Annotated in this window: 15 protein-coding genes and 5 pseudogenes; 11 read left to right on the top strand and 9 right to left on the bottom strand. The window is 48.9% G+C overall.

From position 1 onward, the window contains the following. Nucleotides 1–301: 301 nt before the first annotated feature. From gfa to KHX94_RS08365, 4 genes and pseudogenes are all read right to left on the bottom strand, one after another. Nucleotides 302–848 (bottom strand): annotated as a pseudogene (gene gfa / locus KHX94_RS21795) (S-(hydroxymethyl)glutathione synthase). 95 nt (nucleotides 849–943) lie between these two features. Beyond that, a pseudogene (locus tag KHX94_RS08375) lies at nucleotides 944–2052 on the bottom strand (S-(hydroxymethyl)glutathione dehydrogenase/class III alcohol dehydrogenase). Nucleotides 2053–2111: 59 nt separating this feature from the next. Next, nucleotides 2112–2372: a metal/formaldehyde-sensitive transcriptional repressor gene (locus KHX94_RS08370; protein WP_213683052.1), complete on the bottom strand. Its 261-nt coding sequence runs from the start codon at nucleotides 2370–2372 to the stop codon at nucleotides 2112–2114. Nucleotides 2373–2457: 85 nt separating this feature from the next. Beyond that, nucleotides 2458–3254 (bottom strand): annotated as a pseudogene (locus tag KHX94_RS08365) (class I SAM-dependent methyltransferase). Between the two features lie 98 nt (nucleotides 3255–3352). Between KHX94_RS08365 and KHX94_RS08360 the strand changes: the two are divergent. After that, a complete protein-coding gene (locus tag KHX94_RS08360) occupies nucleotides 3353–4195 on the top strand; it encodes a 23S rRNA (adenine(2030)-N(6))-methyltransferase RlmJ (RefSeq protein ID WP_213683051.1) in 843 nt (280 codons plus the stop codon). Between the two features lies 1 nt (nucleotide 4196). Here KHX94_RS08360 and KHX94_RS08355 read toward each other — a convergent pair whose 3' ends face one another. The 3 genes and pseudogenes from KHX94_RS08355 to KHX94_RS08345 form a co-directional block, all read right to left on the bottom strand. Further along, nucleotides 4197–4853 (bottom strand): lytic transglycosylase domain-containing protein, encoded by a 657-nt coding sequence (locus KHX94_RS08355; protein ID WP_244859380.1) that lies wholly within the window; start codon nucleotides 4851–4853, stop codon nucleotides 4197–4199. A gap of 682 nt (nucleotides 4854–5535) precedes the next feature. Then, a pseudogene (locus tag KHX94_RS08350) lies at nucleotides 5536–8650 on the bottom strand (efflux RND transporter permease subunit). 13 nt (nucleotides 8651–8663) lie between these two features. After that, nucleotides 8664–9803: an efflux RND transporter periplasmic adaptor subunit gene (locus tag KHX94_RS08345; RefSeq protein ID WP_213683050.1), complete on the bottom strand. Its 1140-nt coding sequence runs from the start codon at nucleotides 9801–9803 to the stop codon at nucleotides 8664–8666. A gap of 422 nt (nucleotides 9804–10225) precedes the next feature. On the opposite strand from KHX94_RS08345, the gene KHX94_RS08340 reads away from it, so the two are divergent. Next, entirely contained in the window at nucleotides 10226–11260 is a 1035-nt protein-coding gene (locus KHX94_RS08340; RefSeq protein ID WP_213683049.1) for a LysR family transcriptional regulator, read from the top strand. A gap of 112 nt (nucleotides 11261–11372) precedes the next feature. Here KHX94_RS08340 and KHX94_RS08335 read toward each other — a convergent pair whose 3' ends face one another. Next, nucleotides 11373–12032 (bottom strand): 7-cyano-7-deazaguanine/7-aminomethyl-7-deazaguanine transporter, encoded by a 660-nt coding sequence (locus KHX94_RS08335; protein WP_213683048.1) that lies wholly within the window; start codon nucleotides 12030–12032, stop codon nucleotides 11373–11375. Between the two features lie 100 nt (nucleotides 12033–12132). Further along, nucleotides 12133–13491, bottom strand: a complete 1359-nt coding sequence (locus KHX94_RS08330) for an isochorismate synthase (protein ID WP_213683047.1) — start codon at nucleotides 13489–13491, stop codon at nucleotides 12133–12135. A gap of 349 nt (nucleotides 13492–13840) precedes the next feature. Between KHX94_RS08330 and KHX94_RS21445 the strand changes: the two genes are divergently transcribed. The 9 genes and pseudogenes from KHX94_RS21445 to KHX94_RS08295 all read left to right on the top strand — a co-directional run. Further along, a complete protein-coding gene (locus tag KHX94_RS21445) occupies nucleotides 13841–14146 on the top strand; it encodes a TonB-dependent receptor plug domain-containing protein (protein WP_342345819.1) in 306 nt (101 codons plus the stop codon). After that, complete coding sequence (locus tag KHX94_RS08325; RefSeq protein ID WP_342345818.1) at nucleotides 14146–15918, top strand: TonB-dependent receptor; 1773 nt, start codon at nucleotides 14146–14148, stop codon at nucleotides 15916–15918. The genes KHX94_RS21445 and KHX94_RS08325 overlap by 1 nt, the downstream gene beginning before the upstream one ends. Nucleotides 15919–15920: 2 nt before the next feature. Beyond that, the gene (locus KHX94_RS08320) at nucleotides 15921–17264 is read left to right on the top strand and encodes an ATP-binding cassette domain-containing protein (protein WP_213683046.1); all 1344 of its coding nucleotides are present in this window, start codon (nucleotides 15921–15923) and stop codon (nucleotides 17262–17264) included. Then, nucleotides 17254–17931, top strand: coding sequence for an energy-coupling factor transporter transmembrane component T (locus tag KHX94_RS08315; protein WP_244859379.1), 678 nt, complete (start codon nucleotides 17254–17256; stop codon nucleotides 17929–17931). Before KHX94_RS08320 ends, KHX94_RS08315 begins: the two co-directional genes overlap by 11 nt. After that, nucleotides 17928–18485 (top strand): core component of ECF transporter, encoded by a 558-nt coding sequence (locus KHX94_RS08310; protein ID WP_213683045.1) that lies wholly within the window; start codon nucleotides 17928–17930, stop codon nucleotides 18483–18485. The genes KHX94_RS08315 and KHX94_RS08310 overlap by 4 nt, the downstream gene beginning before the upstream one ends. Nucleotides 18486–18670: 185 nt before the next feature. Next, entirely contained in the window at nucleotides 18671–19072 is a 402-nt protein-coding gene (locus KHX94_RS21440; protein ID WP_342345817.1) for a hypothetical protein, read from the top strand. Beyond that, nucleotides 19030–19224, top strand: a complete 195-nt coding sequence (locus KHX94_RS21435) for a hypothetical protein (RefSeq protein WP_342345816.1) — start codon at nucleotides 19030–19032, stop codon at nucleotides 19222–19224. Before KHX94_RS21440 ends, KHX94_RS21435 begins: the two co-directional genes overlap by 43 nt. Continuing rightward, on the top strand, nucleotides 19224–19484 hold the full coding sequence (locus KHX94_RS08300) for a hypothetical protein (RefSeq protein ID WP_213683044.1): 261 nt from the start codon (nucleotides 19224–19226) through the stop codon (nucleotides 19482–19484). Before KHX94_RS21435 ends, KHX94_RS08300 begins: the two co-directional genes overlap by 1 nt. Before the next feature lie 107 nt (nucleotides 19485–19591). Continuing rightward, nucleotides 19592–20773, top strand: a pseudogene (locus KHX94_RS08295) (cyclic di-GMP phosphodiesterase); the annotation flags it as partial. Nucleotides 20774–20833: the final 60 nt, after the last annotated feature.

Genomic DNA, 20833 nt, shown 5'->3' with positions numbered 1-20833 from the left:
GGCTCATGGGTAAAATTACATGGTTTAAAACGCGAGCTAAGAGATGCTTAGATAATACGCAGACAGGCATTGCAACATTTAAATCAACGGGTGATGATTTAAATGTTTTTTAAGGGAAAGATCAAGGAAATCACTAATTTATTATCTTTCAATATGCAGATGTAAGTGATTTTTAATAAATGCGTGTGCGAGGTTGGGCGTTTGCTGCAGGCGTTACGTGACTGAAAATACGTTGTTGGTTTACGAATAGTTGATGGTGCAGAAAAATGGAAGCGGTACGGCGTATCGCTTCCAATGACAGTTAAAGAATGCCTTTTTGCTTAGCAATATGGGTCGCAATAGCATCCATTAGCGGTGGATTCAATGAATCATAAGGCGGTAAGCCAAGTTTTGACAGTTTAGCGCGTACGCCATCCATCTGTTCAGGACGTGCCGCACCACCCTCAATGATGGAGGATACAAAAGCGGCAAAGCGTGGTTCTTCCCAGCCTTCGTCAGCAGAAAGTTCAGTATGGATAAAATCGAGACCGTAAAATGGATGGGCGGTGTTTTCGATGCGACCATACAAATGGGCGCCACATTCTTTGCCAGGCATGACGCTGAATGGCGGCAGATTCATCCACTACTACCAATTTTTCCGCATGGGCAACGACAGTCACTTTATCGCGTGGTACTACACCAACCACTGAAAACGCTGCTCCGGTAGGTTTCCAGCATTTGGTACAGCCACAGGCGTGATTGTGGGCAACGTTTGACTCGACCTTGACTTCAACTGGGTCGACTGCGCAATGGCATTTCAGTGTGCCGCCAGCAAATCCAGCCACACCTTTCTTGACGCCGCCTTCAATCGCTGGATGTAAAAACTTCACTCATGATAACTCCATTAATTACTTAGTGAACGTGGACGCGGCAGGTCGCCTGCCACGTCTGTCCCTTTCCTGGTTCAGAACTTGATGACTGAACGGATAGATTTGCCTTCGTGCATTAACTCAAAGGCATCATTGATTTGTTCGAGCCCCATGGTATGGGTCACGAATGGTGCCAGGTCGATGTCACCTTTCATGGCATCTTCTACCATGCCTGGCAACTGAGTACGGCCTTTAACGCCACCGAATGCAGAACCCAACCAACGACGACCAGTGACTAACTGGAATGGGCGAGTAGAGATCTCTTTCCCAGCGCCAGCTACACCGATAATGACGGATTGGCCCCAACCGCGGTGAGCACATTCCAGTGCTGCACGCATGACATTGACGTTACCGATACATTCGAAAGAGTGATCAACTCCCCAACCGGTCATATCAATGATGACTTGCTGGATTGGTTTTTCATGATCCTTAGGATTAACGCAGTCGGTCGCACCGAATTTTTGGCCAATTCAAATTTGGCTGGGTTAGTATCGATGGCGATAATCCGTCCAGCCTTGGCTTGACGAGCCCCTTGGATCACGGCCAGACCAATCCCACCTAAGCCAAATACAGCAACTGAGTCGCCTTCTTGCACTTTTGCGGTGTTGTGTACTGCACCAATCCCAGTAGTCACCCCACAACCTAGCAAGCAGACGTGTTCGTGATTTGCTTTAGGGTTGATTTTGGCAAGCGAAACTTCAGCAACGACGGTATATTCAGAAAAAGTTGAACATCCCATGTAGTGATACAGGGGTTGCCCCTTGTATGAGAAGCGGGTAGTCCCATCAGGCATCAACCCTTTTCCTTGAGTAGCGCGAACGGCTACACACAGGTTAGTTTTGCCTGACTTACAGAATTCGCATTCACCACACTCAGCGGTATATAGTGGGATCACATGATCACCCGGTTTTACGGATGTCACGCCTTCACCAACTTCAACAACAACACCAGCACCTTCATGGCCTAATACCACAGGAAAAACGCCTTCAGGATCATCACCTGAAAGAGTAAAGGCATCGGTATGACATACGCCGGTATCCGTGATTTTGATCAGTACTTCACCTTTTTTAGGTGGAGCGACATCTATCTCAACAATTTCCAGTGGCTTACCGGGAGCAAAGGCTACGGCTGCACGTGATTTCATAAATAATTTCCTCATGGTTAGCTTGTTTTCAACAAACGAGATGTTTTGCAGATGAAGAGCTATTTCAGATAGCTGCGCACAAGTACAAGCAACTCTTTAATTTTTTCTCCATCCTCTGGAGGGCTAAATTCTTCACGAATGTGAGTTTCAAGCACTTCGGCCATTAATCCATTAATGGCTCCTCGGGTAGCAGCAATCTGTTGCAATATCGACGCACAAGTCGCACCTGATTCCAGGCCTCGTTCTAATGCTTCGCATTGTCCTTTGATCCTGCGTACTCGCGCTAAAACGCGCTTTTTATCCTCTAGGCTATTGGGCATTTTGATCTCCAAGTCCTATACTGGGGTATAGTATATTGCGTAACAGATAGATCTTGCAACGTGAATATTAGATCGCACTAACTCATTATTTGCTGTGGGGCACTTTTAGGTAGACATCAAAGCGATTTTTTTCATCGCAATCACTAAGGTCGGTGGGGTGTTATCCAGCGCCTCCGCATAATCTGGTCGTTTTACCACTACACGTTTGCTCGCCAGTGCTAACGCTGGTTGCAGCAGTTTGGCCGCATCGTTATCGGCACCGACCAGATGCTGAAACACGCGCATCTCTTTCTTGACCTGGGCGCTGTTATCACGATGGGGATACATGGGATCGAGATAGACCACATCAATGGGCAGTTGTTGTGGGTTAAGGTTCGTCAATTCGGTGCCCCAAGGCAGTAACTGCATGCGTTGCTGCATCCAGTTGCCAATCTCTGCATCGGCGTAGGCGCGGGCTAAACCATCGGCCAACAGGGCAGCGACTACCGGATGACGTTCAATCAGCCATACGCGACAGCCAAGGCTGGCCAAGACAAATGCGTCCCGGCCTAGTCCGGCAGTGCTGTCGAGGACATTTGGTGTCGCCCCCTGTTTTAAGCCAGCGGCCTTGGCAATTTCTTGGCCGCGACCGCCACCAAATCTACGCCGATGAGCCACCGCACCACTGGTAAAATCAACATGTACACCACCGAGCTTGGGTTCATCGCGTTTTAACAGATTGAGCTTTCCGTCTATTAATGCCATTGCAAATGGGGCATTGGGGTCAAATTGCAATGGATAGGGTGCCAGTAATTTGCCAAGTTGTGCTTGGTTCTGATCGAAATAGACCGGGGTAACAGGCGTTTTCAAATAACTTCTCGACGGCAGTATGGTTAGCCGCATTATGCCAAAGCCTGTGCTGGGTAGAAACTGCTGCCAAGGTGCTTTTTCAGTGAATGAATCTTATAATGCCGCGCTTATGTCTTAGGTTGGAAGTTACTATGCTCAGTTATCGTCACGGCTATCATGCGGGCAACTATGCCGATGTGCTGAAACATGCAGTGTTGTTGCAGGCACTGACGTTGTTGCAGAAAAAAGATAAAGGTCTGGTGTATATCGACACGCATGCCGGTGCTGGTGGTTATAGCCTCAATGATGAGTTTGCTGAGAAGACGGGAGAGTATCGGGATGGCGTGGCGCGTCTATGGGCTCAAAACTCGTTACCAGACAGCCTGCAACAGTATCTGGACAATATCCGTCATTTTAACGAAAACAACCAAGCGCTGGGGTTTTATCCTGGCTCTCCGGCATTGGTTGATATGAATTTACGGCCACAGGATCGCATGTTGCTGCATGAACTGCATCCTTCGGATCAACAGTTATTGTCGGAATATTTTGGTCAAGATTCGCAGGTAAAAATCGTCGAAGGTGATGGTCTTAAGGGGTTGATTGCGGCCTTGCCACCCAAAGAGCGCCGGGGATTGGTACTGATTGATCCCAGTTATGAGATTAAAACGGATTATGAACTGGTTGCTGAAACACTGATAAAAGCCTATCGCAAATTTGCCACCGGCGTTTATCTGTTGTGGTATCCGGTGGTGCAGCGGCAGCAGACAGAGGCTATGCTCAGCCGTCTCAAAGACAGTGGCATACGGCGGCAGTTACGCATTGAGCAAAGTATCAGGCCCGATAACAACGAGTTTGGTATGACGGCCGCCGGATTATGGGTCATTAATCCGCCGTGGCAATTGGATGAGATTGCCAAAGAGATGCTGGCAACGCTGCAACCGATCCTGCAACAGCCAGGCGGCAGCTATCGGGTCGAGTGGGAAGTCGGCGAGTAATTTACAGTGTGCGGTAGCGTTGCAGCAAAATTCCCACACGTTCAACATATGCCTGGGTTTCTGGATAAGGTGGTACGCCTTGGAAGTTGTTGACTGTGGTGGCGCCCGCATTATAGGCGGCACATGCCAAGGTGATGTTGCCACCAAATCGTTGTAGCATTTTGGCCAGATAACGGCTGCCCGCATCAATATTTTGTGCCGCTGAAAACGCATCTCTAACCCCTAACTCATTAGCCGTTTGTGGCATCAGTTGCATCAGCCCTTTTGCGCCGGTGCGGGATTGTGCTGAGGCATTAAATGCCGACTCCGCATGGATCACCGCGCGGATCAATGCTGGATCCAGTTGATAGTCTTTGGCTGCTTTGGTGATTTCGCTTTGATAGTCAGCGCGAAATAAAGGGGTTTTGTGCCAGTCGATAGTGGAGTGCGGGTTGCAAGCATAGCAGTCGAACAATAATACTTCATAGTTGTCCTGCGGCGGTATCAGATCACTGAACAAGACAACGCCATTATTATCAGAGCGATAGACCTTTTCCTGCTTGGCTTGCTGGCTGGTGCCTTGAGGTGAGTAATGGGCAATAATTTTACGCTTGGCGGGTTCTGCCGTCATGCCAGCCAAACTTGTCAGCAACAGGACTGCCAATAATATCTGCCTCAATCTTATCTCCTGTGTTTTACTTCGCCTTTCATCATAGCAAATGTTACATAGATGTATTTCACTATGATATTTAACCGATGTTGTTACTGGTTAATTCACAAGCATATTTACAATTATCTTGAGTGAAATACTCGATTAACTGCTCAATAATATTAAAAAATTAACATTTCGTTTTCATCGTTTAAATAAGTAGTAAAAATTCACTAAGTGCAACTTTTTAAAAATTTAACTAATTGATAATAAAAGTTATTAATAAGATTTTTTAGGCGGGTTTACTCTTGTTACATAGGCAAAACTCAATAATACGCTGCAAACTAAGTGAGTTAATGATGAAAAACAGTAGCCGGGTGGCTTATTGTCGCAATAGTTGGCAAATACCGGGGGTATTGTTCAGCTTTTATTCAGTGTCATGTGGTTAAATTAAACCTGTACATGGTTTAGGCGAAAGCGATTAGTTCATAGTTTGCCTTTTCAGACCCCTCTCCGGGTCTTTTTTTTGCCTGTTTTTCACCCCTGCTGCTGTCTCCCCATCTCCGTAGATTTTTAACTGCCTATCATGGCTTTTTGGTGTTTATTCCCAATCACTAAGTTGGTCAGACTGCGTATTGCTCCAGTATTAAATGTTAACGTTAGAGAATAAAAAAGCCGCTCATTGAGCGGCTTTCTAGCAGGTAAGCGTTGTTTATTCTTCGTTGCTGCCTTTTTCACGCTTGCTGAACAAGCGCTCAACCACCACAAAGAATACTGGGATAAAGAAGATCCCCAAGAAGGTAGAACTCATCATGCCACCTAATACCCCAGTACCAATAGCATGTTGGCTACCAGAACCAGCGCCAGTACTTACTGTCAGTGGGACTACCCCAAGACCAAAGGCCAGTGATGTCATCAGAATTGGCCTGATCCTCACTCTTACCGCATGCAGGGTTGCTTCGACAAGACCTGAGCCTTTCTCATAGAACTCTTTCGCGAATTCTACAATCAGGATGGCATTTTTGGTTGCCAGCCCCACGGTTGTCAGCAGACCCACTTGGAAGAATACGTCGTTGGACAGACCACGGCCATTCATCGCTAACAGTGCGCCGATAACCCCTAGTGGCACCACCAGAATAACCGCAATTGGCACTGACCAGCTTTCATACAATGCCGCCAATACCAAGAAGACTACCAGCAGCGACAGGGCATACAACCCAGGAGCCTGGTTGCCAGATAGCCGTTCTTCATAGGAGATACCGTTCCAAGACAAACCGAATCCAGGCGGAAGCTGTTTAGCCAATTGTTGCATAGCATCCATTGCTTCCCCAGTACTGTAACCCGGAGCGGCAGAGCCTTGAATGTTCACCGCAGACAAACCGTTGAAACGTTCTAGACGTGGAGAACCATATTCCCAATACCCTTTGGCAAAGGCAGAAAACGGCACCATATCACCGGTATTGTTGCGCACATACCATTTGTCCAAATCATCAGGCTGCATACGATATTTGGCTTCGCCCTGGACATAGACTTTTTCACACGGCCACGATCAATAAAGTCGTTAACGTATGAACTACCCCATGCGGTCGCCAGCGTGCTGTTGACGGTACTTATCTCTACGCCAAGCGCTTTGAGTTTTTCGTAATCAACATCCAACTTATACATAGGGGCATCTTCCTGCCCATTGGGTCGAACCGCCATCAGCTTCGGATTTTGTGCCGCCATACCTAGCAGTTGGTTACGGGCTTGGATCAGTTTCTCATGCCCTTGACCTGTTAGATCCTGTAGGTACAGGTCAAAACCGTTGGCCGTCCCCAGTTCGATAACCGCTGGTGGTACAAACGCAAACACCATCGCTTCTTTAAACTGCGAGAAAGCGCCCATGGCTCTGCCAGCAATTGACTGCACATCTGAGCCTGGTGCGGTACGTTCAGACCAGTCTTTCAGGTTAACGAACACCATCCCCATGTTTTGACCCTGACCGGCGAAACTAAACCCAGCTACGGTAAACGCTGACTTAACGCCAGGTTCTTTCTGGAAATGTTCCGAAACTTTTTCAGAACGTTCTCAGTACTTTCCTGTGATGAGTTAGGCGGCAGGATTGCCAATGACAATAACATCCCCTGATCTTCATCAGGCAAGAATGCTGTTGGCATACGGGTAAACATCCAAGCGACCACCCCAACCAGTGCGGCGTAGATGATCATCATACGGAATGAACGTTTGATGAGCTTAGATACCGATGACTCGTAACCTGAGGTAAACCGTTCAAATCCACGGTTAAACCAGCCGAAGAACCCGCTTTTCTCGTGAACTTCGCCTTTATGGATCGGTTTTAACATAGTGGCACACAGTGCTGGTGTCAGCACAATTGCCACGATAACAGACAGTGCCATTGCCGAAACAATGGTAATAGAGAACTGCCGATAAATAACCCCGGTAGAACCAGACATGAAGGCCATAGGCACAAATACCGCTGACAGCGTTGCCCCGATACCGATCAATGCGCCGGTAATTTGCCCCATCGACTTCTTGGTGGCTTCTTTAGGACTAAGGCCTTCTTCAGCCATCACACGTTCGACGTTTTCCACCACCACAATGGCATCGTCCACCAATAACCCGATAGCGAGCACCATGGCGAACATCGTCAAGGTATTGATACTGTAACCAGCAAAAGATAACACCGCAAAGGTACCCAACAACACTACCGGAACGGCGATAGTTGGGATCAAGGTTGCGCGGAAATTCTGCAAGAACAGGTACATGATGACAAACACCAGTACAATGGCTTCCAGCAGGGTATGCACCACACCTTCAATGGATTTTTCCACAAACGGGGTGGTGTCATATGGATAGATAATCTTTAGACCTTCCGGAAAGGTGGGCCGCAGTTCATCTAATTTTGCGCGTACCGCTTCGGCAGTGTCCAAGGCGTTAGCACCGGTTGCTAGCGCGATGGCCAAACCACTGGCGGGCTGACCGTTGTACAGTGAAGAAATATTGTAGCTTTGCGCGCCGAGTTCCACGCGAGCAACATCCGACAGATAAACGTTAGCGCCCGCACTGTTGGACTTAAGAATGATCTTACGGAACTGTTCCGGTGTCTGCAGTCGGCTTTGTGCAGTAATAGTGGCGTTAAGCTCTTGCCCTTTCACTGCCGGGGCTCCACCAAACTGACCGGCTGCTACCTGCGCATTTTGCGATTGGATAGCGGCCACAACATCGGTAGTGGTCAGGTTATATTGTGTCAGCTTCATTGGGTCGAGCCATATACGCATCGCGTACTGTGCCCCAAACAGTGTGGTTTCACCCACACCTGGCACACGGCTCAGTGGATCCTTGATGGTTGAACCGATAAAGTCGGCAATATCTGCTTTGTTCATCGAGCCATCGCTGGAAATAAAGCCCACCACCATCAGGAAGCCGGAAGTGGATTTATTAACTCGTACCCCTTGTGCCTGTACTTCTTGCGGCAGCAGCGTCATTGCTGTTTGCAGCTTGTTCTGTACTTGCACCTGCGCGATATCTGGGTCGGCTTCTGCATTGAAGGTGATGGTGATCTGCGCATTACCGAAACTATCACTGGTTGAGGTGATATAACGCATGTGGTCAAGACCAGTCATGCTCTGTTCGACAATCTGTGTCACCGAATCTTCCACTGTCTTGGCAGACGCACCAGGATAATTCGCTGAAATTACCACAGTTGGTGGGGCAATTTTTGGGTATTGCGCGACAGGTAATGACCTGATCGCCAGCACCCCAGCTAACATTAATAGTATTGCGATCACCCAAGCAAAGATGGGGCGATCGATAAAGAAACGTGCCATAAGTTCCGCCCTGTTATTGCTGGTTTGAAATCTCTTTCGGTGTTACCGGTGCTCCTGGACGGATCTTTTGCAGTCCTTCGACAATGAGTTTGTCGCCAGCTTTCAGACCGCTAGTGATACGCCATTGGTTGCCTATAACCTCGGCCGTTGTAACAATGCGCGGTTCCACCTGATTTTGCGGGTTAACTACCATAGCCACAGCCTGCCCTTTGGTATTGCGGGAGATGGCTTTTTGCGGTACCAAAATCGCTTCAGGATCAATCCCAGTATTCAACATTGCTCGAACATACATCCCCGGCAGCAATAAACCTTCTGGATTCGGGAACTCTGCCCGCATCGTTACAGAACCTGTCGCTTCATCAACACTTACTTCAGAGAATTTCAGTGTGCCTTCATGGTTGTATTCGCTGCCATCTTCCAACATCAATTTGACGGCGGCATTGTCCGTTGCTTTAAGCTTGCCAGCTTTCAGGCTAGCTTTTAGCTGCAACATCTGGGTGCTGGACTGTACGATATCCACTTTAATCGGATCCAGTTGCTGGATAGTGGCTAACGCGGTGGTCTGGTTGGCTGTTACCAGCGCACCAGGGGTTACGGTGGATTTACCAACCCGGCCAGAAATTGGCGCGCGTACTTCGGTATAGTCCAGATTAATCTTGGCGGTGTTCAATGCCGCCTCAGCCACCAGTACCGCTGCCTTTGACTGCTTATAAGCGGCTTCGGCAGTATCAAAATCTTCTTTACTGACAAAGTCGGTTTTCAGCAGTTTCTGGTAACGCTGATAAGTAGCGGTTGTTGAGGCAAGGCTGGCCTTGGCGTTTGCAAGATCCGCTTCAGCGCTTCGCACTGTAGCTTTATAGGTAGCGGGATCAATCTGATATAAAGATTGCCCCTGTTTCACATAACCACCTTCGTTAAAACTGAGTTTAAGGATAATACCGCTTACCTGTGGCCGTACTTCGGCTTCCTGGTATGCTTTGCTGCGCCCTGGCAAGATAGTGGTTAGTTCCTGAGTCACACTTTTGACAGGAATAATTCCCACTTCCATGGCCGGTGCCGTCTGTTGTCCTTGAGCTTGTTCCTTTTCCGCACCGCAGGCGCTAATCCATAACGCCATGCTTACAACTGAGGCAACTTTTAATATCTGCCGCATGAGAACTCCTATCAATAATCGACTTGTCCGGAAGACTGGTTGGTCATCCTGCATCCTGATACTGGCAATTGCATTCCATGGTTGTCTGTATCAGTCCATAGGCAACCATTATTAACAAGTGCGAATAAAAGGGAAAATTTTAAATGGTAAAATTTCATTAAAGTGTCAGTTTGTTACCCTAGTTAAAGTGGCAACAATCCTGGTTTTCTGTTGTGAAGGATTCATTATCCCAAAATTACACGGCTTTTTCTCATCCTTGCCCATCACGCCTGTCAGCTTTACTACTAAAGTGCTACATAAATACTGGTTCGAGCCAAAAAAGGGGCTGACTTGCCACCTTAAGGCAGGTTATTCTACAACTGTGCCAAAAAATTTATTAGTCATTTAATAATTCACTCACTGTTGCATAGGCGAAACAATAAATGGATCTAAATCGGGTACAAATTTTTGCCCAAGTGGTGGAACAAGGAAGCTTCACCGGTGCTGCTAAGGCATTGGGCCTGACCAAAACTACCGTTAGCCGGAAAGTGGCGGAATTGGAGAAGCAAACCGGGGTACAACTGTTGTTCCGTACTACCCGCGCATTGCGACTGACAGAAGCTGGTGCCGAATATTACAACAAAATTACTAAAATTTTGTTGGACTTAGAGAATGCTGAAGCACAATTAAGTGCCAGTCAACAGCGCGTTAAAGGAAATCTCCATGTTGTTTGTCCATTTGAGATGGGACAACTGTTCATGGGGCCAGTGTTTGCCTGCTTTCTAGAGTCTTATCCAGATATCCGTATTGATACAGAACTGAGCAATCGCAATGTCGACCTGATTGAGGAAGGCGTGGATATTCTGTTCCATGTCGGGCTGCTGGATGACCCAAGATTGCAGACCTATAAACTGTTCAATACTTCAACTACACTGGTGGCGAGTCCGGCCTATTTGGAGCGTTTTGGTCATCCGCAGCGCACCGATGATTTATGGCAGCATAAATATATCGATCTCTATACTTCGCTGGCAAAAGTACCTACCGACAGCTATATCCGCATTTTTGATGGTCAGCAGTGGCAAACGATTACGCCTAAAATCCAGTTTCGGGTGAACAATATTACCTTAGCCCGTGAAGTGGCTATTGCGGGAATGGGGATTGCCGCCTTACCGCCGATGATTGTGGAAGAGGCAATACAGAACGGCGAGTTGGTGCCGTTACTGGAAGATTTTCCGATGGAGCACAATGTGCTGTGTGTTTCATTCCCCAAACGGGCCTATCTGCCACGCAAGTATATTATTTTCATTGATTTTGTTTATCAGGTGCTGTTCCGCTATAAGGCAGATGAGTTATTGGAGAAACCTGACTTCGTGCATTTTGATGATGTGAAGCAGAACAAGTGCAAAGCGCATGAGTATGTTTGTGCTAGTGTCGAATCGAGTGTCTGGGGCAACAAAATTAAAGAGGTTTTAGTGTAATACTGAGGGCATCGACGGATGCCCTGTTTCTTCCAATATACCTCTGTGGTGCCATGCTGTTTGGGCCAGCTTTCAAATCCATTATCAGTACAGATAAGTGCTTCTCGTTAACTCAAGAAAACTGTGTGCGGGAGCCAGTATCTAGTATCCAATCCTGTAACAAACGCAGTAGTACACCATACGCAGGCAAAAAGAGTGCAAAGCTGATGAGCAGCTTAAAGCTGTAATCGACGCTGGCGATTTCTGGCCAATGAGTTGCCATAAAGTCATTGCTGGAGGCGTAAAATGCCACGCTGAAAAACACCAGCGTATCGATCAGATTGCCAAATAGCGTTGAAGCCGATGGCGCAACCCACCAGGCACATTTCGCCCGGATAGTGGCGAAGACTTTAATATCCATCAATTGGCCTAGCAAATAGGCGGCAAAACTGGCAAACGCAATGCGCGATACCACATCGTTACCTTGGCTTAGCGCGGCTATTCCCTGAAAGTGTCCATCATGAAATATCACCCCGATAACGTAAGACACCAGCAGCGCAGGTAGCATTGCCATAAAGATGATGCGTCTGGCCGATTGCTGGCCAAAAATACGCACCGTTAGATCGGTGGCGAGGTAGACAAACGGAAAACTGAATGCGCCCCAAGTGGTATGGAGACCGAAGATCTGAAAGGGCAGTTGCACCAGATAATTACTGGCACTGATGATTAAAATGTGAAAGCTGACGAGCAGCCATAGTGCGCGTTTCACCTGCGCCGGGGTTAATAAAAGCATCTTGTGACCTTTTTGGTTGGTTAAGCGGGGTGAGGGAACCCGCTGCCCGACTACCGGGCGGCGCACATTATAGACAGCTAAGTGCAGATTACAAGCGTTGCTAGAAATCCACCAGAATCGACATGATGGTGGCAAGTTTATTTTCCAACTCTTGCCATTCCAGTAACGGATCTGAGCCGGTCAGAATACCCGCGCCAGCAAACAGGTTGATGCAACCTGGTTCCAGCAAGGCGCTGCGGATAGCTACGGCAAATTCACTCAGCTGCGAGCTGAGAAAACCACAGGTGCCAGCATACCAGCCACGGTTATATCCTTCATTGGCGGCGATATAACGCAGCGCGGCTTCTTTGGGAAAACCACCCACGGCAGGGGTTGGATGTAATGATTGCAGTAACTGGAAGTCACTGACATCTTGGCGTAGCCGAGCCTTGATCACCCGATGCAAATGCTGAATATGATTGAGTTTAAAAACTTTCAGCGGCTCATCTGCATTAACCTGATCACTCAGTGGCGTCAGTTCCGACACGATATGCGTGCCGACAAACTGGTTTTCATGGCTGTTTTTGTGATCATCAAGCAGTTGCCGCGCTAGCCGTTCATCCTCATCGGGAGTGAGTCCACGCACGGTCGTGCCCGCCAGCGCTTCTGTAACCAGCTCGTCTTGCTGACGGCGGTATAAGCGCTCAGGGGTGCAGGAGATAAAACTATGCTCTGGGCTGAACTGAAACCCAAACTGGAAACTGGTTGGATTGCGCCCTTGCCAGCCAGCCAGCACCGTCCAAGGATCTGGCGTTTGCGCAACTTGCAGTTTGCTCTGGCGCGACAGCACCACTTTGGGAGTGTGGCGATTGAATGCCGGCGAGGTCACTTCGGTAACCAATTGCGACCAGCGCTGGAAATCTGGGATATCGACCCGGTTGAGTACCTCGGTTTTTTGCGGTGGCAGCAAGGGTTGTGCTGGACACAATTGCGCCAGTACCGCTTGAGCTTGCTGGATCTGTTGTGCTAATGACTGTTCATTAAGATTCAGGTTGACCAGCAACTGACCGCGATCTTGGTTACGTCTGAGTTCAACTCTGGGGATCAAAAAACGTGCACGGCCAAACTCTGGCCAAGATTGCCGTGTCCGGTCAAAGGCTAACCCACCATAAAAGCGCACATCGGCACCGTGCGGTTGCTGGCGCTGTTGTTGGTATATCTGCTGTAATTTGCTGTCATCAATGGCGTCGACGAATTGTAAATCCAGACAACAGCCAACGGCGGCAACTTCTTCACGGCGCTCTCGTCCCTGCCAATAAATTTTGGGGAATTGGTTCTGTGCCGCCAGCCATGACATGAGGGGCGGCAAGTCGACTTCTTCAACCAGCTGCAGGATGCCTGTTGGCTGGGAATGATCAAATAGCCGGGAAAGCCTGTCGCTCAGAGAACTGACAGCCTTTGACAGGGATAATACAGACAAATGGTGCTCCGAAACGGTTCTACAACAACCTGACTCGACAGTACTGCGCCGACGATAGGATTATGCGACACAAACTAAAGTCAGGAACTGATACTGTCAAGTTGCGGGCGGCAACAGTGTGAAATTCAGCGCGATCTTTATCAGAACCTGCTTATTTACCGTGTGATGGATATGGACATAATTACATAACGCTCCGCACATGTGAGACATATTGTCTACTCCGCAACATTCTCGCTTCGCCGTATAGCTGAAATTGTCGATCTTGGTTGGTTTTTTGCTTGGGATTTCTTGAGGCTTTAATCAGTATCACGAAAATAAGCCGATACTTCACAACCAATAAGGCATCATAATGTCACGATTACCGCTTAAAATTTCAGTTGTCGCGTTGGCTTTGGGATATGGCATGGCAGCGCAAGCACAGGAAACTGTGCGTGACCCACTGTTGAACATCAACGACGTCATGGTCGTTCATGGTGAACGCGGCAGTGCCGTCAAAAACTCAACCACTCAATGGGTTATCACCGAAGATGAAATCCGGGATTTGGGGGCTCAAAGCCTGGATGAAGTGTTAAAAACAGTTCCCGGTGTGTATGTGCGTTACGGGGGGAAGGCAGCCCACGCATCGATATTCGGGGTTTTAAAACCCGTCATGTGATGTTGCTGATCAATGGCGTGCCAGCTAACGGCGCTGATGATGGTCAGTTCGATCCCAGTATCATTCCTACCAGTCAAATTGCCACCATTGAAGTTTCGGTTGGGCCAACCTCGGTGCTTTATGGCCCCGGTGGTGCAGGTGGTGTAATCAATATCATCACAAAACAAGGTAATAGCGCACCTGCGTTGTCTGGGCATCTGGAAGCGGGGCGTAGCGACACTTATAAAGGTGATATCAGTGTCGCCGGCTCAGGTGTCAACTGGCAGGGATTTGTGAGCGGCAGTTATCAGACAACCGATGGGTTTGAAATGTCGTCTGACTATGAGCCTACTGCCTCACAGGACGACGAGATCCGTCTGAACTCAGATAAGACGCTGCGCAATCTATACGCCCAGGGCAGTTACTGGTTTAACGACGATACCCAACTGATCGCCAATATGGCCCTGCGTTCCGGTGATTGGGGCAAACCACCAAGAGATGGTAGTGGTGTTAGCAACATTAAATATGAACGCGTTGATGATTATGATGGCAAGACCTTCCAGTTGGGGATGGCGCATAAGTTCAATGAATTACTGACATTACGTGGTTTCGGCTATTACAACGAAGCGGCTACCTACAACACAGTTTATACCGATGCGAGCTACAAAACCGTCAGTGAATATCAAGATGGAACCTCGAAAGTCCGTGGGGTCAACGTACAGTTGATTGCCGATTTTGGTCAGCCAGGCATTTTGAGTACTTCTGTGATTGCAGAAAGGCAAAGCTGGGATGCGCTGTCGGAAAGCTACAATACTGCACCATCAGGCGGCGGTTCTGGTAGCGGTTCTGGCAGTGGCTCAGGCGGCGGTTCTGGTAGCGGTTCAGGCGGTGGTTCAGGTAGCGGTTCTGGCAGTGGCTCAGGTGGCGGTTCCAACAGCACGGTTGCCTCTTTTGATGATTCAGCATGGGTATATACCGGATCTGCTGAATACCAGTATCAAGCCGATGGTCACTGGGGCTATACCCTAGGGGCGGCTTATCACGATATGGATCGTGATGAAGACTCCGACAATGATTACTCCGCGATGGCTTCCGGTTTCTGGCAGGCGCTTGACAGCACCAAGCTGACGCTGAGTGCTGCCCGTAAGATACGTTTCCCGTCAATGTCCGATCTGTATGACTTGTCTTCCGGTAACCAAGATTTGCAAACCGAAGTGTCTAAGACTGTTGAACTGGGCCTGAATCAGGGCTTGGGGATGGATACCGATTTCGAAATCCACCTGTTCCACACCGACACTGACAACTTCATTGCTAAAGATAGCAACAGTATTTCTCAGAATCTTGGCGACTACCGTTTCCAAGGGTTTGACACAGTGCTGAGTAATCACAGCATCGATAAATTGAGTCTGAGTCTGGCCTATAGCTATCTGGACTCCAAAGACAAAACCGCGAATAAGACCCGTTATGACGGCTTGAATTATCGGCCCAAACATCAGATCCGTTTTGAATTAGGTTATGAGTTACCCACGGCAACTCGTTTCCATCTCAGTGTTGAACGGATCATGGATCAGGTTTATTACCAAAATCAAAAGGTTAATGGTGTGAAGACAGCGGTCGAATACTCGCTGGATAACTACACCTTGGTGGATGTCAATCTGACCCAACCTTTGGGGAGTAAGAACCTGGAACTTTACCTGCGCGCCACCAACCTGCTGGACGAGAACTACTACCAGAGTGATTCCTTGCCACAGCCAGGTAGAGAGGTGTTTGTCGGGATCAATTGGCAGATTTGAGTATGAGATTACTGGAGCTTGACGGGGTCAACTTTAACTACGGCAGCTTGGAACCGTGGATTTTTAGGGATCTGACCCTTTGTATTGAATCGGGATCCTGCCACTGTATCAGCGGCCCGACAGGCTCCGGTAAATCAACGCTGCTGCGCTTGCTATCTGGCCTGCAAAGCCGACCATTTGAAGGCGGTGTCTATCGTCGGCTCGGTTTGTTATGCGGGCTGGTGATGCAAGATCCTCAGGTACAACTGCTGCGGCAAACTGTTGGCGCCGAAGTGGCTTTTGCCCTGGAAAATACCGGTGTTACGCGGGATGAGATGATCCCGCGGGTGCAAAAAGCGTTGCGTCGCGTGGGTTTGTTCGTGGCGTTAGACAGTCCCATTGGTAATCTATCGCTCGGGCAGAAATATCGGCTGATGATTGCGGCGCAACTGGTCAGTGAGCCGGCGGTACTGTTGCTGGATGAACCCTGGGCGCAACTGGATAACAGCGGAGTTGATGAACTGCTGGCGGTTATCCGGGGATTGCTGGCCGAGGGAATGGCGGTAGTGATGTCGGAACACAATCCTGATGCCTTTGCTGGCGTTGCCAATCACTTCTGGCAATTACAAAACGGCAGATTGTTACCCGGACAATTCCACTGCGATCACCAAGTGGCATTAACCGCATTTAGTCCGCAAACAGAAGCTGTGTTTACCGCTGAGCCATTTGAGTTTCGTTATCAGGGGGCTCATACACTCTTTAGTAGCCCACAGCCGCTGGCCGTGCAGCGCCGCGAATTGGTGACACTGGTAGGCGATAACGGCAGCGGTAAAAGCAGCCTGTTAAAAGCGATTGCGGGGATTCAGTCCAATGTTTATCCATTGCCCATGAAGGTTTTTGGTCAGCGTCCTAAAGCCGGAGTGTTTGGCCAGCAATTGGGATTGTTGATGCAACGCCCTAATCGGCAACTGTTTGAATCTACGGTTGAAGAAGAGCTGAGTTTCAGTTTGCGGCGCTTTGGACTGCCAACTACCTTTGCGGCTGAATTGCTAGAGCAACTGGCGTTAACGCCGTTAGCGCAACGCTCACCCCATACTCTGTCATACGGGCAACAGCACCTGGTGGCGCTGGCATCCTTGGTTTGTTATCGGCCATCGCTGTTATTGCTGGATGACCCGCTGGCGGGTCTCGACAGTGCCCATTTAGATAAGTTGTGGATGATGATCAATTACCTGCGTGCAGAAGGTTGCAGTGTGATCATTAGTTGTCATCGTTCATTACCACTAGCAGCAACACAAGAGTGGCAATTAGTTCAAGGCGAATTGCTGGTCAATAACGTTTGTCAGGAGAAACGACGTGTGGGTTAAACGGCGGCAGACGCTGCAAGCTAAAATTCCTGTAAATGATGATGCCGGTTTATGGTTGGCCGCGTCAGCAATGTTAATGGTGACGCTGTTATCGTCAGCGGCATTTTTGGCACCGCAATCGGCGCTATTGTATCTGGCGTTAGCCAACTTATTGCTGCTGGTGCACGGGCTGTGGTGTCGTGGTGATATCAGCGGCATTTTCCGCTACATAGTGTTGCAGCTAGGATTTACTTTACTGCTGTATGCCGTTATTCATGGCGGCCAGCAACTGCATCAAGGAGCATGGGCCGTAGCTCGGTTGTTGCTCGCATTGTTACCCGGGTGGTGGCTGACGGTTGCTATCAAACCGCAATGGATTGGTGAAGTGTTAGCCAAGATCATGCCGGAAAAGTGGGCGTTTGTCGTTGCAGCCTCCATTAACCTGTTACCTTATATGACCAGTGAACTCAGGGATATCTATCAGTTGCAGCTGTTACGTGGTGCACGCATTGCGCCGCGGCAACTGCTTAACCCGCTGAACTGGTATGAATTGGCTTACTGCGTCATTTTCCCATTGTTTGTGCAACTGTTGAAACTGGCACAGCAAACGGCAACGGCTGCCAGAAGCCGCCATTTCGGGAGCCATCCGCAACCCACTCACTGGCGTGATCCTCGGAGTCATCAATGACCACTGCAAATGATAAAAGCGGATTTCAACTGCAGGATGCGCTGTTTATTGGTTTTTGTGCCACGCTGCTGGTGGCGTTGAAGAGTATGTTGCGTCTGAAGCTCGGATTGTCTGGGCATTCGATGCTACTGATGAGTTTCTTTTATCTGATCTGTTATGGTTCTGTGGGCCGTAAGGGAGCCATCACTGCTTGTGGTGCACTGGCGGGGGCCGTTGCCACTATTCTGGGGGTAGGTAAAGGTGGCCCATTGATTTTCCTTAAATTTTTTGTCCCAGCCTTAGCCATGGATGTGGCCTTGATACTGTTGGGCACCTTGTTGATCCTGCGCTGGCGTTTGGTTGTGGTTGCATTGATTGGCTGCTTAGCATGGTCAGCTAAAGGCTTGGTGGAAGATTTGCTTGTCGGCATGAGTCAACAGGTGGCGCTAGTACGCTTTGGCCTGAAATTTTTGCAGGGTGGATTATTTTCCGTGGTGGGGGCATTGCTGGTGTTACCTGTGCTGCGCCGTTTAAAAGCCCACGATTTGCTGCATAAAGAAACCTTGATTAAGTAGGTGATATTTATGGCCGAATGGCTGATTAGTATTGATGATACCGACGATATTGGCACCAAAGGCACTGGCGAGATTGCCAGTGAAATTGCCGCACTACTCTGTCTTCAAGGGGGTCTGTTTCGTTAGTAACCCGGCATCAGCTGTATGTACACGAAGATATCCCTTATACCTCCCATAACAGCGCCATGTGTTTTGCCTACGATGGCCCATTGTCGGTAGCGGAAATTAAAGCGCTTGCGGTAGCGCATTTGCGGCAGGAATCGGCGGCGGCCGCTGATCCCGGCTTGGCGATTGTGCATCTGCCGCAACTTGACGATGCTGAAGCGTTACTGACGTTTGGCAAAGCCGCCAAGCAGCAAGTGCTGACTAAAACCGATGCTTATCAACTGGCACAACAGCTGAACATCGATCTCAGTGAACACGGTGGCACCGGCCAGGGGTTATTGGTGCGCTGGCTGGGCTGGGTTTGCGGCTGTCTGGTAATGATGGGCGGGTTAAAGGTCAGTTACAGTTGGGACAAACTGAAGTACCACGGCCGTTTAAGGTGGGAGATCTCCTGCAACAAGGCGAGTTGGAAGGCGTGTTAGCCACTGATGGTCTTTGGTTGCAGCCACAGGATGAGGTGTGGCTTTGCGGTAAAGTGAAGGCCGTGATGGCGCAAGGGCGTTTTGCGTTGTTGGTGTCACATGTCGATGGTCGCTGGTGCAACGCTTCTAAATTGCAACTCAAGGAATACTGATGATTGACTTGTCACGGTTTAGCAACCAACACGGCAATTGGGTTTTTATTGCAGGTAAAGAAGCGGCTGATGAAGCAAGAACTCAAGCATTGCAGTGCCGTTATTTTGCTGAAGATGATGAAGATGAACAGGTAGATGATGTGCCCCGCAGTTGCTATAACTGTGCCTACCGCCGCTGGACTTCCACCAGTTTTCAATGCCTTGCTATCAATTCTGTGATAACCAATGAGAAGTCGGATTTGCTCGTAGGTAAAAACTAATTTTATCTATAATATAGTGCTGTCCACGTTTGACTCCTTGAGCGAGTCAGCCTGACATCAGGTGAGATAGTTGCCGTGAAGCGTCGGCCTATTGTTGGAGCAACTGTATGACAGAGACGTTGCCAAAAGCAGATCTGATTAAACTACCGGTTTCCAGCTTGGAGATTGGTATGTATGTGGCGGCCATCGAAAACAGCGAACAGGTGATGGTGGCTAATGCGGGCCGTATTTCCAATATGGAACTGCTGGTGAAGCTGAAAAGCAAAGGCATTAGTTTCGTTTGGATAGATCCTGCTCGCTCCTCATTTACCACCGACAATTCTCCCGCCGCCGCAATGGTTGCTAACAATACCATTAATACCAACGGCACTAAAAACCGTGAATTAGCGCAGAAACAAGCCAGCGAATTGCTACATGAAGCCAAAGGGTTAGTGCGTAAAGTGCTGTCTGAAACCTTCGAAGGCAAAGCCATTGAAGTGGCAAAAGTGGAAGCGCTTGCAGAAAACATGATCGAGTCGGTCATGGATAACGCCGATGCGTTCAAATGTGTGTCGGCATTGCGCAGTAAAGATGCCTACCTGCTGGAACATTCAGTCAATGTTGCGGTGTTGCTGGTGACCTTTGGCCGCTATCTGGCGTTGGATCGCGACATGCTACGGCAACTGGCGGTGGGCGGTATTCTGCACGATGTCGGCAAAATCAAGGTAGACAGCAATGTGCTGAACAAGCCCGGCAAGCTGACGCCGGAAGAATTCGAGCACATGAAACTACATCAGGTGTACGCGATTCCTATCATGAGTGAAGCGCAGGGGTTATCACAAGTGAGCAAAGATGTGTGCCTGATGCACCATGAAAAACTTGATGGCCGCGGTTATCCTCGTGGCCTTAAAGGCGAGCAGTTACCCCTGCATGGGCGCATGAGTTGTATTGTGGATATCTATGATGCGCTAACGGCCACCCGTTGTTATAAGGAAGCCATGAGCCCGGCATCGGCATTTAAAATTTTGCTCAGTCTCACGCCATTTCATTTGGACGAAAGCTTGGTCTATGAATTTATCCGTTGTATCGGCGTCTACCCCGTGGGTTCTCTGGTTGAGCTGTCTGATGGCCGGGTAGGCATTGTGTGGGAAACGGAAGACCGCGATGTGCTACATCCGGTGGTTAAGTGCTTCTATTCCAATAAACATAAGCATTACACCGATGTGGCGCTGGTGGATCTGAAAAAATCTGAACTGAACATTGAACGTGGAATTTCACCGTCAAGCATGGCGGTGGACCCAACCCCTTTTACTAGACCAGACATCGTTTGTCGAAGTCGTTACACTGAACGGGCCTGTATGCTGCAGGCC

It is taken from the genome of Shewanella dokdonensis, from assembly GCF_018394335.1.
Lineage (GTDB): Bacteria > Pseudomonadota > Gammaproteobacteria > Enterobacterales > Shewanellaceae > Shewanella > Shewanella dokdonensis.
Note: the sequence above shows the minus strand (reverse complement) of the source record. Positions and strands in the feature narration are given on the sequence as shown.

Excerpts from the sequence above, each read along its gene's own strand:
- KHX94_RS08340 (WP_213683049.1), top strand. The coding sequence starts at position 10,226 with ATGGATCTAAATCGGGTACAAATTTTTGCCCAAGTGGTGGAACAAGGA.
- KHX94_RS08310 (WP_213683045.1), top strand. The coding sequence starts at position 17,928 with ATGACCACTGCAAATGATAAAAGCGGATTTCAACTGCAGGATGCGCTG.
- KHX94_RS08300 (WP_213683044.1), top strand. The coding sequence starts at position 19,224 with ATGATTGACTTGTCACGGTTTAGCAACCAACACGGCAATTGGGTTTTT.
- KHX94_RS08360 (WP_213683051.1), top strand. The coding sequence starts at position 3,353 with ATGCTCAGTTATCGTCACGGCTATCATGCGGGCAACTATGCCGATGTG.
- KHX94_RS08325 (WP_342345818.1), top strand. The coding sequence starts at position 14,146 with ATGTTGCTGATCAATGGCGTGCCAGCTAACGGCGCTGATGATGGTCAG.
- KHX94_RS08320 (WP_213683046.1), top strand. The coding sequence starts at position 15,921 with ATGAGATTACTGGAGCTTGACGGGGTCAACTTTAACTACGGCAGCTTG.
- KHX94_RS21440 (WP_342345817.1), top strand. The coding sequence starts at position 18,671 with ATGTGTTTTGCCTACGATGGCCCATTGTCGGTAGCGGAAATTAAAGCG.
- KHX94_RS21445 (WP_342345819.1), top strand. The coding sequence starts at position 13,841 with ATGTCACGATTACCGCTTAAAATTTCAGTTGTCGCGTTGGCTTTGGGA.
- KHX94_RS08335 (WP_213683048.1), bottom strand. The coding sequence starts at position 12,032 with ATGCTTTTATTAACCCCGGCGCAGGTGAAACGCGCACTATGGCTGCTC.
- KHX94_RS08370 (WP_213683052.1), bottom strand. The coding sequence starts at position 2,372 with ATGCCCAATAGCCTAGAGGATAAAAAGCGCGTTTTAGCGCGAGTACGC.
- KHX94_RS08345 (WP_213683050.1), bottom strand. The coding sequence starts at position 9,803 with ATGCGGCAGATATTAAAAGTTGCCTCAGTTGTAAGCATGGCGTTATGG.